The sequence below is a fragment of the Georgenia sp. EYE_87 genome (genome assembly GCF_023148685.1).
In the GTDB taxonomy this organism is placed as follows: Bacteria; Actinomycetota; Actinomycetes; order Actinomycetales; family Actinomycetaceae; genus Georgenia.
Map to the genome: position 1 here is coordinate 183,286 of NZ_JAHXNL010000006.1, position 15,708 is coordinate 198,993.

Here is a 15,708-nt window from a genome sequence, read left to right on the forward strand (position 1 = left end):
TCAGGCCTTCGAGTCGAGGGTCGCGGTGACGCGCCCCAGTCCGGTGATGGTGGCTACGCACTCGACGTCGGGCGGCCACGGCTCGATGTATCCGATCGAGCCGGAGAGGAGGATCTCGCCCGCGAGAAGCGGCCGGCCGACGCGGATGGCGGTCTCGGCCAGCCACACGACGGCGTTGATGGGATCGCCAAGCACGTTCGAGCCGGTGCCGCGGGTGATCTCGATGCCGTCGACGGTGGTGATGACCAGCTCGGCATCGGCCAGGTCGGTCTCGCCGTACTCGTGCTGCTCCTCGCCGAGGACCAGGCCGCTGCAGCCAGCGTTGTCCGCAATCGTGTCGACGATCGACGGGATGGTCGGGAAGCGGAAGTCGACGATCTCGAACGCGGGCGTGACGTAGTCGATCGCGTCCTTGACGACCTCCAGGTTTGCCTCGCGGACGTCCTTCTTCAGTGCGAAGGCGACCTCGGCCTCGATGCGCAGGAAGTTGAAGTCCGACCCGCGCAGCACGACGCCGGACCGGTGGACCATGTCGTCGTGGATGATCCCGTAGTCGGGCTCGAACACCCCGACCCGCTGCTGGACCAGCGCGTTGGTGAGCCCGACCTTGCGGCCTACGCGCGTGACCCCGAGCTCCTTCTCACGGCGGCGCGCGACCATCTCGCTGATGGTGTAGGCGGCGTCCAGGTCCCGGTCGGGCAGGCGCTCGCTGACCTCGGGGATCGTGAACACGCCCTGGCGGGCCCGGTAGAGCTCGTCGGCGATGTCGGCGATCAACGCCTCGGTGACCTCTGACGTCATTGGCCGCCCTTTCTCTCGAGGAAGTCCAGCGCTGCGGCGTTGAAGGCTGCGGGGTCCTCCCACTGCGGCCAGTGCGCGGCATTCCTGACAAGGAGGTACTCCCCGTCCGGGATGAGGCCGGCCAGCTGCTCGCCTACCTCCGGTCCGCCGGTGGGCTCGTTGTCGGTCCAGACGAGCAGCGCGGGGACGCCGATGGCCGCGTAGTCCTCGTCCGAGACACGGTTGCGGAACCGCGGCTCCGGCTGGCGCAGCACGGAGATGTGCCGCATCGAGGCGGCGAAGCCATCGCGCGAGTAGATCGCCTGACGCACCCGCGTGAGCTCGTCGGTGATCTTGGCGGGATCGTGGATGACGACTTCAAGCCGTTTGCGCACGTTCTCGAACGTCGGCTCCGCCACGGCCTGCACGCTGACCGACTGCGCCTTGTCGACCCGCTGCTCGCCGACGACGCGGCCGCCGGGCGCGCTCAGGATCACCGACCGCAGGCGTTCGGGGTGGTGGGCCGCGAACTTGATCGCGATCCAACCGCCGAGCGACTCGCCGGCGAGGTGGACCCGGTCGAGCCCGAGGGTGTCGAGGAGTCCGAGCAGGTGCTCCTCGTACTCGGGGATCTCCAGGTCGTGGTCGGTGAGCGTCGTCCAGCCATGGCCCGGGTAGTCATAGCCGACGACGCGGTAGCCGGCGCCCGCGAGTGCCGCGATGTTGTGGGTCCAGGCCTCGATATGGCCGCTGGTGCCGTTCGCCAGGACGACGCTCTGCTCGCCGTCGCCGACGGTGAGCACCCGGGTCCGCCACGGCCCGACCTGGACGTACTCAAGACAGTGCGGCAGGCTGCCGACCGCCTCCCAGAAGGTGCCGGCGCTGCTCATCGCCGCGTGCTGACGGCGGCCTGGCAGCCGAAGCCGGCACCCCAGGTCTCCACCGCCCAGTAGTGGTCGACGGCCATCTCGTACGAGCCGGCCGCGGACAGGGCGGCGTAGGCCGCGATCCAGCTGCGCATCTCGTGCGCCGCACTGCCCCCCTCGGCGATGAACCAGTCGTTCGCCCACGGGTCGACCTGCTTGAGGTCCCCCGAGCGGAAGGTGTCCAGCAGCAGGGTGTCCCACTCCTCGTTCAGCGGGTCGCTCGGCGCTTTCCCGTCCGCGATCGCCTGGATGCCCGTGACGATCATCTGCTCGCGGGCCTGGCGCTCCTCACGTGTGGGGGCGTAGGCGATGAGGCGCTCCTGCAGGGTGCCGGGGGCGCCCTCCCAACGCGGGATCGGCGGGTTGTGGGAGATGCCGCCCGAGGCGATGAAGAGCGTGCGCCTACCCAGCTCGAGCGCGGCACGACCGAACGCCTCCCCCATCTCGCGGACCCGGTACATCGGGGTGAGCGGGATACCGAGGGAGTTGACGAACACGGGAATGATGGGACGTGTCGCGGGCTGCCCGAGCAGAAAGTCGACAGGCTGCATGACGCCGTGGTCGACCTTCATACGTTCCGAGCGGCCGATCTCGATGCCCTGCTCGAGCACGAGGGCGTGCAGCGTCCGCGCCGTCTCGGCATCGGTCAGGATCGGGCCGGCGGTCGTGCCATAGTCTCCGACGCCCTCGGCCTGCGCGCCGACGGCCCACGGCGTGATCATCGAGTAGAGCTGCCCGTTGAAGTGGTCCGGGCCGAAGGTGACGACGACCTCCGGGTCGAAGTCCTCGATGAACTCCTTGACCTCGTCGATCGCGGCGTTGATCTCCGCGAAGGTACTCCCGCCGGGATCGACGTTCCCGAACGACGGCGCGTGCGACAGGGCGGCGACGGCAAGCGTCATTGCTCTCTCCTCCTTCGGCCCACCATCGGGCCCTTCGAACGTCCACCGGCGCAGATCGTGTATTCCGCCGCCAGTAATGTCTTGAACTATGATTCTAGATTGCAGAGTCGGTCGTGTCTAGGTGATGACGCCGCTGACTTCCGGGACGCCGGCCCCGTGCCGCGCGGGTGGCAGCACGCGGGACGGCCACGCCGCCGGGGCACTGTGTGTTCGACGGACGGCGAACGAGCCGGGACGCGGTACCTTCGGACCGCGCCGAGACGCGGCCCATCGATGGGTTGCCGGTCGCAGGTCCACACACGGTGCCGTCGAACTCAGGGAATGCGCCGGGTTTTCGCCGTGCGGAGGCGCTGGAGGTCACGATCAGCGAACAGAGTGAGGGATGTGCTGAATGTCTGAAGGCAAGGTCGCCGTCATCGTCGGCGGGGGCTCGGGGATCGGTGCGGCGTGCGTGCGCGAGCTCGCCTCCTCGGGCTACCGGGTGGCGGTGATGTCCCCGTCGGGTCGTGGCGCCGCGCTGGCCAAGGAGCTCGGTGGGGTCGGGATCGAGGGGTCGAACACCTCGGTGGCGGACCTGACGGCCCTCGTCGATCTTGCCGTGGCCGAGTACGGGCGCGTCGACGCCGTCGTCAACAGCTCGGGGCACGGCGCCAAGGGCACGGTGCTCGAGATCGGCGACGACGACTGGGCCGCGGGCATGGACCTCTACCTGCTCAACGTCGTCCGGATGGCGCGCATCGTGACGCCGCACCTCGTCGGCGCGGGAGGCGGAAGCATCGTCAACATCTCCACGTCGGGCGCCTACGAGCCCAACCCGGCCTTCCCGGTGTCTGTAACGTTCCGTGCCGCGCTCGGCGCATTCACGAAGCTGTACGCGGACGAGTACGGGCCGCACGGCATCCGTATCAACAACGTCCTGCCGGGGTGGACCAAGGAAGACCCCAGCTCTGTCCCCGCCCAGTGGACCGAGTCGATCCCGCTCCGGCGCACGCAGAGCACGGCCGAGGTCGCGAAGCTCGTGCGGTTCCTCGCGAGCGACGAGGCCGGCTACATCACCGGGCAGAACATCCGGGCGGACGGCGGCTCAACCAGGCATGTGTGACCGGCGGCCGATGACCAGACCGCAGCCAGAGCCGGCGCAGGGCGGACGGCAGGCCGTCCAGGTAGCCCACAGCCGGCGCGGACCTTTCGTGGAACTTGGCATTGGCAGGTCACCGTGCTCGATGCCGGGGGCCGGCTGGAAGCAAAAGGCCGCTGACGCACCGTCGTGCGGTTCAGCGGCCCTTCACCCGGTGGAGCTAGGGGGATTCGACCCCCGACCTTATCCCGGTCGACGGGATGTCGCATCGCCCGGCCAAGACGGCTGATCGGTTGTCTCGGCGGGCCAGCTGATCCGCCGGATTCCGGGGATCCTCTGACTCAGGCGACGAGTTTCGCAGACCTTCGCGACCGTGCGGAATAGCCGTGATCCTGCTGGTTCGACACGTGGCAGACACTGTGAAGTTCGTAATGTCGACCGAGTGAGCGGCAAGGTCCTCGGAAGGCAGGTCGTCTGAGTTGATTGTCAGTATGTACTGAAATCCGTTGCCCTCTGCCGAACGGAGAGCTCTGCGCGGTCCCCTGAGGACACAGCCAGGTGCAGCTGCTCGGCCAGGCTGCGCACGAGAGCAGGCAGGGTGTCCAGATCCGCCCCGCCTCCGTAGACGTGGAAGTCCGGACGGACCAACTCACCAGCCAGGCCGTGCTCCTCGAGGCGGGGCAAGTGGCGGTCGTCCTCGTCGGTCACCACGAGCACGCCATCCTCTCCCGGCCGGGAGGCCTCCGCGCCCCGGGGCAGCAGCCGCACGACGACGGCCCCCAGCTCCGCGGGGAACGCCCGCCGCAGATCGCGCGCGGCGTCGTCGTCGACGCGCCGGCCGTCGCACAGCAGCACGAACCGGCCGAAGGTCCAGACATCCAGCAGGTCGACGGCCCCGTCGGGCAGGCCGACCCGGCCCTGGACCCCGAGCTGACCCGCGAGCGGCGTGGCGAGGTGCCGTGGAGCGAACGCGCCCGGGCCCAGCCGCTCCGGCGGCACGGGAGGCAGGGCCCTCTCGGGGTCCGGCCCGGTGGCGAGCAGGTGGGCGTCACGGCTCGCGACGACGTCGGGGTCGGTGGCGCAGATGACCCTGCCCAGCTCTACCGACATGCCGATCGCGTGCTGCACGTGGGCGCTGCGCTCGGAGTCGTAGGTGTCCAGCAAGGTGTCGCCGGCGACGTCGCGCAGCACCAGGTCGAGCTTCCACGCCAGGTTGATCGAGTCGCGCATGCCGCTGACCATCCCCTGACCGAAGAACGGCGGCATCTGGTGGGCGGCGTCCCCGGCCAGCAGCAGGCGGCCATCCCGCCACCGGCGAGCCCACCGGGCCTGGAAGGTGTAGATCGTGCTCCGTTCCAGGACGGCGTTCTCCGGCGTGATCCCCCACGGCTCCAGCAGCCGCCAGCTGTTCGCGGTGGTGGCGAAGGTGGTGGTGCGATCGTCCCCTGGCATGCGCATGAACTCGAAGCGGCGACGGCCCGGTCCGGAGTTCACCGCGGTCACCGGCCGTGCCGGGTCGCACACCTGGAGGTTGTCGGGTTCCCAGGTGCGCTCCTCGCGGGGGAGCACGTCGCAGATGAGCCAGTCATAGAAGAACCCGAGATCCTCCACTGAGGTGTCCATGTACTGGCGGACGAAGCTGTTGGCGCCGTCGCAGCCGATGACGTACCGGGCCTTGAGGCGCCGCTGCTTGAGCGTGCTGCTACGTACGAGAACCTCGGCGTGCTGCCCCTCCTGCCGCACACCGACCACCTCGGTGCCGCGGTAGACGCGGATGTTCGGGAAGTCGCGACTCCGCCGGCGCATCGCGCGCTCGAGGGAGGGCTGGTGGAACATCGACGACTCGGGCCAGCCCTGGTCGCCGCTCGGGGCGAACGCGAACCGGAGGAGGGTGCGACGTTCGGCGTTCTGCCATTCGTAGACGTCGGTCGGGGAGGCGAAGTCCGCCATGAAGGCGCGCAGCCCGAGGCCGTCGAGCAGCCGGGAGATGTCGGGGTCGTAGTGGACGGCGCGCGGCAGCTCGTAGGGCTCGGTCCACCGGTCCACTGCGACGACGTCGTGCCCCTGTCGGGCCAGGAGCAGCGCCAGGCTCTGGCCCACCGGGCCGAGGCCAACGACGACGACGTCGTGCACCTGCCCACCGACGGCCGCACCCTTGTCCGTGCCGACGGCGGCATCGCTGTCTGTCATGGCTACACCTTCGTAGTCTCAGGGTCCCCTGCTGGGAAGGACGGGCTTATCGTGACACGAGGTATGCGATAGTTCAACAAATTGTCGTTAATCGTAGTTTTGAGCGACTGCGCCCGGTACCGTGGTCTCATGACGATTGAGACGTCGGCCACCACGCGGGGCAGCCGGGTGCACGAGCAGCTCCGCGCCGACATCATCAGCGGTCGCTACGCCCCCGGGACGCCGTTGCGGCTGGCGGCCTTGGCCGCCCAGTTCAAGGTGTCGATGTCGGTGGTCCGCGAGGCGCTGATCCGGCTGGCGGAGCAAAACCTCGTGATGGCCTCGCCCAACCAGGGCTTCCGGGTGGTGCCGATCTCCCGGGACGATCTCGTTGACCTCACCGACCTGCGGGTCACGATCGAATGCCTGGCGCTGGAGCGCTCGATCGACGCCGGGGACACGCAGTGGGAGGCGACGGTCGTGTCGAGCCATCACGTCCTCGAGCGGACCGACATGACGGCTCCCGGCATCCCGGGGACCACCGAGGAGTGGTCCCGGGCGCACGCCGCCTTCCACGACGCGCTGGGCGCCGGGTGCGGGAGCCCTCGCCTCATCCAGATCACGCACTCGCTGCGTGACAGCGCGGAGATGTACCGCCAGCTCTCCGGCGGGCGCACGCACGAGGGCGGACGTGACATCGCCGCCGAGCACCGAGAGCTCATGGAACTGGCGACCGGCCGCCAGCCTGCCGCGGCGTCCGCCGCCCTGGAACGGCACATCCGCCGTACCACGGAGGCCCTGCTCGAGTTCGTGTTCCCGGGCGACCCTGCGCCGGCCCGCTGACCCTCACAGCGGCTGACGAGAACGGGGTGCCTCGGGCCTGCGGCCCGGGGCACCCCGTTCTCGTCAGCCTGGTCAATCGTCCAGGAGTACCGCGGCCACATCGGGTCGCTCATCACTCAGCCCGTGCCGCGCCATGAGCTCGGCGATCGCCTCCATGGCGTCGCGGTTGAGCTCGGCCTCGAACCGGTCCAGCGGGATCATGCTGGCGACCTCCTCGGGCATTCCCATGAATTCGGGCAGGACGGCGCGGAGTGCATCGGGATCGGCCTGGACGTGGTCGAGGCTCTGGGTCAGCGCCGCCTGGAAGTCGGCCACGATCTCGGGGTTCTCGGCGGCGTACCGGGCGGAGGTGTACGCGATCATGGTGGGCTGCCCGCCGGGGATCGCCTCCTGGTAGAGGTAGGAGACGACCCGATGCCCGTCGGTCAGCGCCATGCTGAGGAAGGGTTCCACCAGCCAGGCGGCGTCGACGTTTCCGCTGTCGAGCTGCGGGAGGGAGTCCTGGAAGGGCACCTCGATGAACTCGACCGCCTCGGGGTCGCCGCCTGCCTTCAGCACGGCCTCCTTGCCGTTCATGTCGCCGCCGGCCTTGAGGGTGTTCACGGCGACCTTCTTTCCCGGCAGGTCGGCCGCGGAGCGGATGTCGGACCCTTCCGGCACCACGATCGCGGTGGTGTCGTGCCCCTCTCCCAAGGACTCGGAGTAGCCCGAGACGACCTTCATCTCCAGGCCCTGGGTCTCGGCGATCAGCACGGAGATCGGGTTGCCGACGGCGAAGGCCAGCTCCCCGGTGCTCACCGCCGGAAGTGTCGCTCCCCCGCCCTGGCCGGTGACGAGCTCGACGTCGAGTCCGTGGTCGGCGAAGAAGCCCTGCTCGACCCCGACGTCGATGGCGGCGGACGCCGCGATCGGGAGAACGCCGACCTTGATGCTCCGGGGCCCGTCGGCGGAGCCGCCCTCGGCGGCGGTGGGGTCGTCGGTGCCGGCGCTCGAGCCGCACGCTGCCAGCGTGAGGGCGAGGGCCAGGCCCCCGAGGATCGTTCGTGCTGACTTCATTGTCACCGTTTCCTTCTTGTATCCGACGTGCCCGTGGGGGCGGGACGTCACCGAGAGGGGTTGCTGGCCCGGGCCGTGTCCCGGGAGGTTCGGTCGCCGTGCGCGGCATCGGGACGCAGGTCCCGTCGGAAGGCGGCCGCCCGGCGCACGTACCACTCGACGGACGCGGGGTTCGCGACCGCGCCGAGGTTGACCGCCCGCTCGGGCGGTACGCCGCTGAAGAGCTTTTTGATCGGGACCTCGAGCCGCTTGTTCGCGTGCGTCACCGGCACCGCGGGCGCCTGGATGATCTCGTCGGGAACGTGCCGGGCGGAGGCACGGGCCCGGATGCGCCGTCGAAGCTCCTCGGCGAGCGCCTCGTCCAGTACGGCGCCGTCGGCGAGAACGACGAACAGCGGCATGTAGTACCCGCCATCGGGCAGCTCCACGCCGATGACGAGGGCCGCCGCCACCCGCGGCACCTCCTCGACGGCCGCGTAGATGTCGGCGCTGCCGAGGCGGACGCCGTCGCGGTTGAGGGTGGCGTCGGAGCGGCCGTGAACGACGAACGTGCCGTGATCGGTCTCGCTGATCCAGTCGCCGTGAGCCCACACCCCTGGATACTTCTCGAAGTACGCCTCCCGGTACCTGGCGCCATCCTCGTCGGCCCAGAAGCACACGGGCATCGAGGGCATCGGCCGGGTGATGACCATCTCACCGACCTCGCCCACCACACGCTCGCCGTCGTCACCCCGGGCCTCGACGGCCACGCCCAGGAGCGGTCCCTGCAGTTCCCCGAGGTGGACCGGCTCGAGCGGATTGGAGCCGATGAAACCGCTGCAGATGTCGGTGCCGCCGCTGTCGGAGCCGAGGTGCACGTCGGGCTTGACGTCCCGGTGCACCCAGCGCCACGTGCTGGCGGGCAGGGGCGAGCCGGTGGACATGATCGAACGGAGACGACCGAGGTCCCACTCGCGGCCCGGCGCCAGGCCTGCCCTCTCCACCAGCGAGAGGTACGCGGCCCCGACGGCGAACATCGTCGCGCCGGTGCGCGCGAGCACCTCGAACTGCCGGTCGGGGCGGCCGTATGTCGGCGCCCCCGCGTAGGTCACCACGCTCGCGCCCGTGGCGAGGGTGTTGACGAGGGTGTTCCACACCATCCAGGACGTGTTGGCCGCCACGTAGTACCGGTCGCCCGGGCCCAGGTCGAACGCGAGGCCGATGCCCTTGAGTGCCTCGAGGAGCATCCCTCCGTGACCGTGGACGATGCCCTTGGGGCTTCCGGTCGTACCGGAGCTGAACAGCACCCACAGCGGGTGGGCGAACGGCACCCGGGCGTACTCCGGCGTCGCCTCGTCGCCCGTCAGGTCTGCGAGGTCGAGGTAGCCGGCGGGCACATCGCGCGCCGGATCGAGGGAGCGCACGAGGATCGTGTGCTCCACGGTCGGCAGCCCGGCTCGGACCTCGGCGAGGTGCGCGACCCGGTCGAAGGCGCGCCCGTTGTAGCGGTAGCCGTCGGCGCCGATGAGGACGCGGGGCTTCAGCTGGCGTAGCCGGTCGAGCGTCGCGGCGGCGGACAGGTCGGGAGAGCTCACGCTCCATACGGCCCCCACGCTGGCCGTGGCGAGCATGGCGATGATCGTCTCGGGCAGGTTCGGCAGGACCACGCCCACCCTGTCCCCCGGCCGGAGCCCGAGCGTGCGCAGGTGCCGGGCGAGGGAGGCGACGGCGCGCTCGAGCGCGGACCAGGTCATCGGGTGCTGGGTGTTGTCCTCCTCGATCCGCACCAGCGCGACGGCCGTCTCGGCGCCCGGCCGGCGGGCGTGCCGGAGGACGTTCTCGGCGAAGTTAACGACCCCCTGCGGGTACCAGACCGCTCCCGGCATGCGGTCCTCGGCCAGCGCCGGGCCGTCGAAGGTGCCGATGACGTCGAAGTACTCCCGTACGGCGTCCCAGAACGCACCGACGTCCTCGACGGACCAGCGCCACAGCTCCCGGTACCCGGCAACGTCGACGCCGCGGTGCGTGGTCAGCCAGCGCATGAAGTGAGCCATCCGTGAGCGCTCGCGCTGCTCCCGGGTGGGGGACCACGTGGTCTGGCACGATGTCATGGGGCCTCCTCTCGGCGGTGGGTACGTCGGGCCGCCCGCGCCGCCTGCAGGAAAGCGCGGGGGCCGTCACAACGGGTGGGGATCGCGGGACGTCCGCGGCTGCGGCCAGGGACGGGTGAGCGCGCCGCGCGCCCGATCGGCGCGGCGTGACCCGGTCAGACGAAGCTGTTGACGAGGCGGCCGATGCCCTCGATCTCGCTGGTGAGGACGTGACCGGGCCGGAGGAAGAGGTTCTTGCTCATGCCGACGCCGGCCGGGGTGCCGGTGAAGATAATGTCCCCGGGGAGCAGGGTGACCACCTCTGAGAGCTGGGCGATGGTCCGCGGGACGGAGAAGATCATGTCCCGGGTGTTTCCCTCCTGCAGGGTCATCGGGCCGTCGGTCCCGTCCCCGGTGAGCTCGGCGCGGATGGGGAGCGCGTCCTTGTCGGCCAGCTCGTCCACCGTGACCACGGCGGGTCCGAAGGGCGCGAAGTTCGGGTAGGACTTGCCGAGGCTGAACTGGGCCGCGGGGCCGCGCCGCTGGATCGTCCGTTCGCTGATGTCCTGGCCCACGCTCAGGCCCGCCACGTGGTCCCACGCCTCTGCTTCGGTGATGTCCCGGCCCCCGCTGCCCAGGACGATGACAAGCTCGGTCTCGTAGTCGACGGTGTCCCCCGGCACCGTCACCTGGGCGTGCGGGCCGGCCAAGGAGGACTGGAACTTTGTGAAGACGACCAGGTGTTCCGGATGGGGCAGGCTCGCCTCCTCGGCGTGGTCGCGATAGTTCAGGCCGATCGCGAACACCTGGCGTGGCATCGGCACCGGCGGGCCCAGCTCGGCCGGGTCAAAGGACTGCGCGGCCGTGAGGTCGACGTGCTCGCCCCAGGCGCGGAAGGCGTCCCAGTCGTCGTAGAGGCGTTGCGGGTCGGCGGAGAACCGCCCGTTGCTGGCGTGCTCGATATCCAGGGCGCGGTCGCCGTCGAGCAGGACGGCACGGCCGTTGAGGTTCGCGATACGCATGCCGCCCCCTCAGACCGTCGCGTCGGCGGTCTGCTGGAGCTTGGCCGGCCACACGTCCGGGAAGGCCAGTTCGGTGACCTCCTCGTCCGGGCCCAGCTCGCCGGCGTAGGCCTTCTCGTGAATCTCGTCCGCGCTCAGGCCCGACCGGCGGGCGGCCAGGACCTTCTCGGGGTCGAAGTGCGGGCCGACCTGGTCCTCGGCAAACTCCTGCGAGGCCCACATCCACTCCTTCGACTTGCCCCAGTCGCGGAAGTTGTCCACCTGGATCTCCACGCCGTTACCGTCCGGGTCGACGTAGTACATCGACATCGTCATCCCGTGGTCCAGGCACAGGGCCGGCCGGATCCCCAGGTCACGCAGGCGCTCGTAGTTGTCGATCCACTGGTCGAAGTCGCCGTACTCGAAGGCGGTGTGATGCAGACCCGCGGTGTGCGGCTTGTCCACCGGCGCCTTCGTCCCCGGCAGCGCCAGCAAGGCGATGCGGTGGTTCGCCTCGTCGTTCGTCAGCCAGGCGGCCCGCTGGCTGTAGTACACCGGCTGGAGACCGCAGACCTTCTCGTACCAGTCGACCATCGCGTCGACGTCGAGCGTCATGAACGTCGCGTGATGGAGGCGGGGCACGGTGATCGGTCGCGGCTTGGCGACGCGGGCGTACTGAGAGGGCTCGGGGCTCATCGCATTCTCCTTCGAACTGCGCTGGTGCAGTGCTGCCGGACCGATGAGACCAAAGGATTTTCGATAAGTCAAGAGGTTGTCGATATGGTCGCCGGCACCCACAAGGTCCACGAGACTCGATCGCCAAGTCGGCGAATTAACGACAATCTGTTGACTTGCCGACATGCTGGTGTCACTCTCGTCGCCATGTGACGCACCCTCGTGCCGCGCCGCACGCGCGCCGCGGCTCCCCCGTCCCACGTCACAGGTCCGTCCAATGGAGGAGAGAGACCGTGGAGAAGCTCGACACGCAGGTGCTTATCGTCGGTGGCGGCGGGGCGGGCCTCACCGCGGCGATGCTCCTCGCCGATCTCGGCGTCGACGCCATCACCATCAACAAGGCCGCGGCCACGTCGGTCCTGCCCAAGGCACACGTGCTGCAGCAGCGCTCGATGGAGGTCTACCGCCGGCTCGGCGTGGCCGAGGAGATCTATGGCCTTGGCACGCCCCCGGAGAACATGGCCCACACCGGCTGGTACGCCGGCCTCGTCGGCGACGACCCCGTCTACGGCAAGCAGATCGCCAAGATGGAGTCCTGGGGCGCCGGCTACACCGACCCCGAGTACGTCGCGGCGAGCCCCTGCCGGCAGACGAACCTCCCCCAGATCCGCCTCGAGCCCGTCCTCCTCGCCCACGCCCGCGCCCGGGCCGCGGCCTCGCTCCGGTTCAACCACGAGCTGCTCCGCTTCGAGCAGGACGATGCCGGGGTGACCTCGACGATTCGCGACGGCGAGACGGGCGAGGAGTACACGGTGCGCAGCCGGTACCTCTTCGGCGCCGACGGTGGCCGGATGGTGGGCGAGGCCGCCGGCATCGAGATGCAGGGCCAGCGGAACATCCTCTACAGCGTCTCGGTCCACATGTCCGCGGACCTCTCGAAGCACATCGGTGACCCCTCCGTGCTGATTCACTGGATGTGGCCGGCGCACACGGGCCTGCTGACGCTGCTCATCCCCATGGGGCCGACGCGGTGGGGGCCGGACTCCGAGGAGTGGGTCTTCCACGAGAACTACGCCGCCGACGACCGCCGCATCTGGGACGACGACGCGATGGTCAAGGACATGAAGCACGCCATCGGCCTGCCCGACCTGGACGCCACGATCCACAAGATCACCCGCTGGTCCTTTGAGGCCCTCGTCGCCGAACGGTTCCGCGCCGGGAACGTCTTCCTGCTCGGCGACGCCGCGCACCGGCACGGCCCCACCGGCGGTCTTGGTCTGAACACCGCCATCCAGGACGCCGAGAACCTGTGCTGGAAGGTCGCCGCGGTCCTCAAGGGCCAGGCCAGCGACGCCCTACTCAACACCTACGAGGCCGAGCGACAGCCGGTCGCCGCGCGGAACGTGCGCCGGTCCACCGAGAACGCCATGAACCACATGAACATCGGCGCCGCACTCGGCGTCTCCCCGACACAGAGCGAGGAGGAGAACCTCGCCTCGTTGCGCCGGGTGTGGAGCGAGGACCCCGCCGACGACGAGTACCGCGCCCGCGTCCGGGCCGCGATCCAGGCCCAGACGATGGAGTTCCGCGAGCACAACGTCGAGTACGGGTACCGCTACGACGCCGCCGTGGTCCCCGACGGCTCACCGGAACCGGAGCCCCTGGACGACGTGCACCTCTACGAGCCGGACACCCGGCCCGGTGCCCCGCTGCCTCACGCCTGGCTCGAGGACCACCGCGGCAACCGGGTCGCGGTGCAGGACGTCGCGGGCGTCGGCCAGTACCTGCTCCTTGCCGGCGAGGACGGCGGAGCCTGGGTCGACGCCGCCCGCCGGGTCTCGGCGGAGTCCGGCGTCGAGATCGTCGCGCACACCGTCGGGCACGTCGCAGGGGACTACCTCGATGTGCGCCTGACCTGGCTCCGCCACCGCGGCCACGGCCCGGCCGGCGCCGTGCTGGTCCGCCCCGACCGCGTCGTCGCCTGGCGCGCCCAGGAGCTGGCGGCGGACCCGGCGGCGGAGCTGCAAGGCGTGTTCGAGCAGCTGCACCAGTTCCAGCCCGCGGGCGCCCGCGCCTGACCGTCCCGAGAACACCACCGAGGAGCACAGTGCCCGAAGCCGTCATCGTCGCCGCCGCCCGGTCCCCCATCGGGCGGGCGAACAAGGGCTCGCTCCGCGAGGTGCGCCCGGACGACCTCACCGCCCAGGTCGTCCGGGCCGCCCTGGGCCAGGTGCCGGAGCTGGACCCTGCCGAGGTTGACGACCTCATTCTCGGCTGCGGGATGCCCGGCGGCGAGCAGGGCTACAACCTCGGCCGCGTCGTCGCCGTTCTCCTGGGTCTCGACGGGGTACCTGGGGCCACCGTCACCCGCTACTGCGCCTCGAGCGTGCAGTCCACCCGCATGGCCATGCATGCCATCAAGGCCGGCGAGGGCGACGTCTTCATCTCCGCCGGCGTCGAGACCGTCAGCCGGTTCGCCACGGGCAGCTCCGACTTCCTGCCGGGCACCAAGAACCCGGTCTTCGGCGCCGCGGAGGACCGGACGGCGCGGATCGCCGCAGCCGGCGGCGGCTGGTCCGACCCCCGCGAGGAGGACGCCCTTCCCGACGTCTACATCTCCATGGGTCAGACGGCCGAGAATGTCGCCGAGCTCGCCCGGGTCAGCCGCCGGGACCAGGACGAGTACGCAGTCCGGAGCCAAGACCTGACCCAGAACGCCATCACGGAAGGGTTCTGGGAGCGGGAAATTGCCCCGGTCACCCTGCCCGACGGGACAACGGTCACCGCCGACGACAGCCCCCGGCGCGGCGTCTCGCTCGAGTCGGTCTCGAAGCTGGAGCCGATCTTCCGGCCTGGTGGGACGGTGACGGCCGGCAACGCCTGCCCCCTCAACGACGGGGCGGCCGCGCTGGTGATCATGAGCGACACCCGCGCCAAGGACCTCGGCCTCACCCCGCTCGCCCGAATCGTCTCGACCGCCGTCAGCGCCCTCTCCCCCGAGATCATGGGACTGGGCCCGGTGGAGGCCTCCCGCCAGGCCCTCGACCGGGCCGGGCTGAGCATCGACGACATCGACCGTGTCGAAATCAACGAGGCTTTTGCCGCCCAGGTCCTCGCCTCCGCACGAGAGCTGGGCATCGACATGGACCGGATTAACGTCCGAGGCGGTGCGATCGCCCTCGGGCACCCGTTCGGGATGACGGGCGCCCGGATCACCACCACGCTGATCAACCACCTCCGCACGGATGACATGGAGCTCGGTCTCGAGACCATGTGCATCGGTGGCGGCCAGGGCATGGCCATGGTCCTCGCACGCATGTCATGACTGCGGATGAATTCGCGGGCATCCCAAGAGAACGCTGGCGAGGCTGGACTGCATGCTCAGCGCGATCAACGATCCAGCTGGGACGAGGGGCCCTGCCGGGTGGAGCTAGGGGTGTCCTGGTTCAAGACGTAGGCGGCACCTCTCTCAAGACATCGGCGACACGTCTCGCAGGACATCGGCGACCCCGGGTCCGGGCGCTACCGGTGGGACATGTCGTCCCTGCCCCGCCTGGTCATCACCGCGGTCGTCAAGCAGGACCGCACCGTCGCCGAGGTCGCCACCACCTGCAACGTCCACCGGTCCTGGGTGTGCAAGCTCCTGGCCCGCTACCGCGCCGAGGGTGAGGCCGCCCTCGAGCCGAAGTCGCGCCGGCCCAGGACCAGCCCCACCGCGATCCGCGAGGACACCGTCGCCGCGATCCTGCACTGGCGCGCGACCCTGCTCGCCGCCGGCCACGACGCCGGACCGGGCACCATCGCCCACCACCTCGCTCAAGACGGCACCGTCGTGTCCGAGGCCACGATCTGGCGGACCCTGCGCCGCCACGGCCTCATCACCCCCGAGCCGAAGAAGCGCCCGAAGTCCTCCTACATCCGTTTCGAGGCCTCCGCCCCCAACGAGTGCTGGCAGTCCGACTTCACCCACGTCCGCCTCGCCGACGGCACCGACGTCGAGGTTCTGACCTTTATCGACGACCACTCCCGCTGCGCCCTGTCCGTCACCGCTGACACCCCGGTGACCGGGCAGGTCGTCGTCGACACCTTCGTCGCGGCCGACCACGGGACACCCGCCTCGGTGCTGAGCGACAACGGGCTCGTCTACACCACCCGCTCCCTCGGCGCCCGCAGCGCCTCCTCATCGCCACGGGCGTGCACCAGAAGAAC

Annotated in this window: 12 protein-coding genes and 1 pseudogene; 5 read left to right on the forward strand and 8 right to left on the reverse strand. The window is 70.0% G+C overall.

Annotated elements, in window-relative coordinates; translation table 11 throughout:
* From KZX45_RS11025 to KZX45_RS11035, 3 genes are read right to left on the reverse strand one after another with little or no spacing between them, the layout of a single operon-like run.
* On the reverse strand, nt 1–801 hold the full coding sequence (locus KZX45_RS11025; protein WP_248257776.1) for a 2-keto-4-pentenoate hydratase: 801 nt from the start codon (nt 799–801) through the stop codon (nt 1–3).
* Entirely contained in the window at nt 798–1,670 is an 873-nt protein-coding gene (locus KZX45_RS11030) for an alpha/beta fold hydrolase (RefSeq protein WP_248257777.1), read from the reverse strand. The genes KZX45_RS11025 and KZX45_RS11030 overlap by 4 nt, the downstream gene beginning before the upstream one ends.
* Complete coding sequence (locus KZX45_RS11035) at nt 1,667–2,608, reverse strand: 3-carboxyethylcatechol 2,3-dioxygenase (RefSeq protein ID WP_248257778.1); 942 nt, start codon at nt 2,606–2,608, stop codon at nt 1,667–1,669. The genes KZX45_RS11030 and KZX45_RS11035 overlap by 4 nt, the downstream gene beginning before the upstream one ends.
* Nucleotides 2,609–2,999: 391 nt before the next feature.
* On the opposite strand from KZX45_RS11035, the gene KZX45_RS11040 reads away from it, so the two are divergent.
* Nucleotides 3,000–3,710, forward strand: a complete 711-nt coding sequence (locus tag KZX45_RS11040) for an SDR family oxidoreductase (RefSeq protein WP_248257779.1) — start codon at nt 3,000–3,002, stop codon at nt 3,708–3,710.
* A gap of 462 nt (nt 3,711–4,172) precedes the next feature.
* Here the strand turns inward: KZX45_RS11040 and KZX45_RS11045 are convergent, their stop codons facing one another.
* The gene (locus tag KZX45_RS11045; protein ID WP_248257780.1) at nt 4,173–5,876 is read right to left on the reverse strand and encodes a bifunctional 3-(3-hydroxy-phenyl)propionate/3-hydroxycinnamic acid hydroxylase; all 1,704 of its coding nucleotides are present in this window, start codon (nt 5,874–5,876) and stop codon (nt 4,173–4,175) included.
* Between the two features lie 129 nt (nt 5,877–6,005).
* Between KZX45_RS11045 and KZX45_RS11050 the strand changes: the two genes are divergently transcribed.
* Complete coding sequence (locus tag KZX45_RS11050) at nt 6,006–6,698, forward strand: GntR family transcriptional regulator (RefSeq protein WP_248257781.1); 693 nt, start codon at nt 6,006–6,008, stop codon at nt 6,696–6,698.
* Between the two features lie 72 nt (nt 6,699–6,770).
* Here KZX45_RS11050 and KZX45_RS11055 read toward each other — a convergent pair whose 3' ends face one another.
* The 4 genes from KZX45_RS11055 to KZX45_RS11070 all read right to left on the reverse strand — a co-directional run bounded on the left by KZX45_RS11055 (nt 6,771) and on the right by KZX45_RS11070 (nt 11,520).
* Entirely contained in the window at nt 6,771–7,754 is a 984-nt protein-coding gene (locus KZX45_RS11055; RefSeq protein WP_248257782.1) for an ABC transporter substrate-binding protein, read from the reverse strand.
* A 47-nt stretch (nt 7,755–7,801) separates the two neighbouring features.
* Nucleotides 7,802–9,844, reverse strand: coding sequence for an acetoacetate--CoA ligase (locus KZX45_RS11060; RefSeq protein WP_248257783.1), 2,043 nt, complete (start codon nt 9,842–9,844; stop codon nt 7,802–7,804).
* Nucleotides 9,845–9,999: 155 nt separating this feature from the next.
* Entirely contained in the window at nt 10,000–10,845 is an 846-nt protein-coding gene (locus tag KZX45_RS11065) for a fumarylacetoacetate hydrolase family protein (protein ID WP_248257784.1), read from the reverse strand.
* A gap of 9 nt (nt 10,846–10,854) precedes the next feature.
* Nucleotides 10,855–11,520 carry a VOC family protein gene (locus KZX45_RS11070; protein ID WP_248257785.1) on the reverse strand — a complete coding sequence of 222 codons (666 nt, stop codon included), beginning with the start codon at nt 11,518–11,520 and terminating at the stop codon, nt 10,855–10,857.
* Between the two features lie 272 nt (nt 11,521–11,792).
* Between KZX45_RS11070 and KZX45_RS11075 the strand changes: the two genes are divergently transcribed.
* From KZX45_RS11075 to KZX45_RS11085, 3 genes and pseudogenes are all read left to right on the forward strand, one after another.
* The gene (locus tag KZX45_RS11075; RefSeq protein WP_248257786.1) at nt 11,793–13,577 is read left to right on the forward strand and encodes an FAD-dependent monooxygenase; all 1,785 of its coding nucleotides are present in this window, start codon (nt 11,793–11,795) and stop codon (nt 13,575–13,577) included.
* A gap of 29 nt (nt 13,578–13,606) precedes the next feature.
* Nucleotides 13,607–14,824, forward strand: coding sequence for an acetyl-CoA C-acetyltransferase (locus KZX45_RS11080; protein ID WP_248257787.1), 1,218 nt, complete (start codon nt 13,607–13,609; stop codon nt 14,822–14,824).
* A gap of 210 nt (nt 14,825–15,034) precedes the next feature.
* Nucleotides 15,035–15,607: pseudogene (locus KZX45_RS11085) on the forward strand (helix-turn-helix domain-containing protein); the annotation flags it as partial.
* Between the last annotated feature and the right edge of the window lie 101 nt (nt 15,608–15,708).

Bases quoted from the DNA above. Each gene is read 5' to 3' on its own strand.
- KZX45_RS11025 (WP_248257776.1), bottom strand. From the start codon at position 801: ATGACGTCAGAGGTCACCGAGGCGTTGATCGCCGACATCGCCGACGAG.
- KZX45_RS11030 (WP_248257777.1), bottom strand. From the start codon at position 1,670: ATGAGCAGCGCCGGCACCTTCTGGGAGGCGGTCGGCAGCCTGCCGCAC.
- KZX45_RS11035 (WP_248257778.1), bottom strand. From the start codon at position 2,608: ATGACGCTTGCCGTCGCCGCCCTGTCGCACGCGCCGTCGTTCGGGAAC.
- KZX45_RS11040 (WP_248257779.1), top strand. From the start codon at position 3,000: ATGTCTGAAGGCAAGGTCGCCGTCATCGTCGGCGGGGGCTCGGGGATC.
- KZX45_RS11045 (WP_248257780.1), bottom strand. From the start codon at position 5,876: ATGACAGACAGCGATGCCGCCGTCGGCACGGACAAGGGTGCGGCCGTC.
- KZX45_RS11050 (WP_248257781.1), top strand. From the start codon at position 6,006: ATGACGATTGAGACGTCGGCCACCACGCGGGGCAGCCGGGTGCACGAG.
- KZX45_RS11055 (WP_248257782.1), bottom strand. From the start codon at position 7,754: ATGAAGTCAGCACGAACGATCCTCGGGGGCCTGGCCCTCGCCCTCACG.
- KZX45_RS11060 (WP_248257783.1), bottom strand. From the start codon at position 9,844: ATGACATCGTGCCAGACCACGTGGTCCCCCACCCGGGAGCAGCGCGAG.
- KZX45_RS11065 (WP_248257784.1), bottom strand. From the start codon at position 10,845: ATGCGTATCGCGAACCTCAACGGCCGTGCCGTCCTGCTCGACGGCGAC.
- KZX45_RS11070 (WP_248257785.1), bottom strand. From the start codon at position 11,520: ATGAGCCCCGAGCCCTCTCAGTACGCCCGCGTCGCCAAGCCGCGACCG.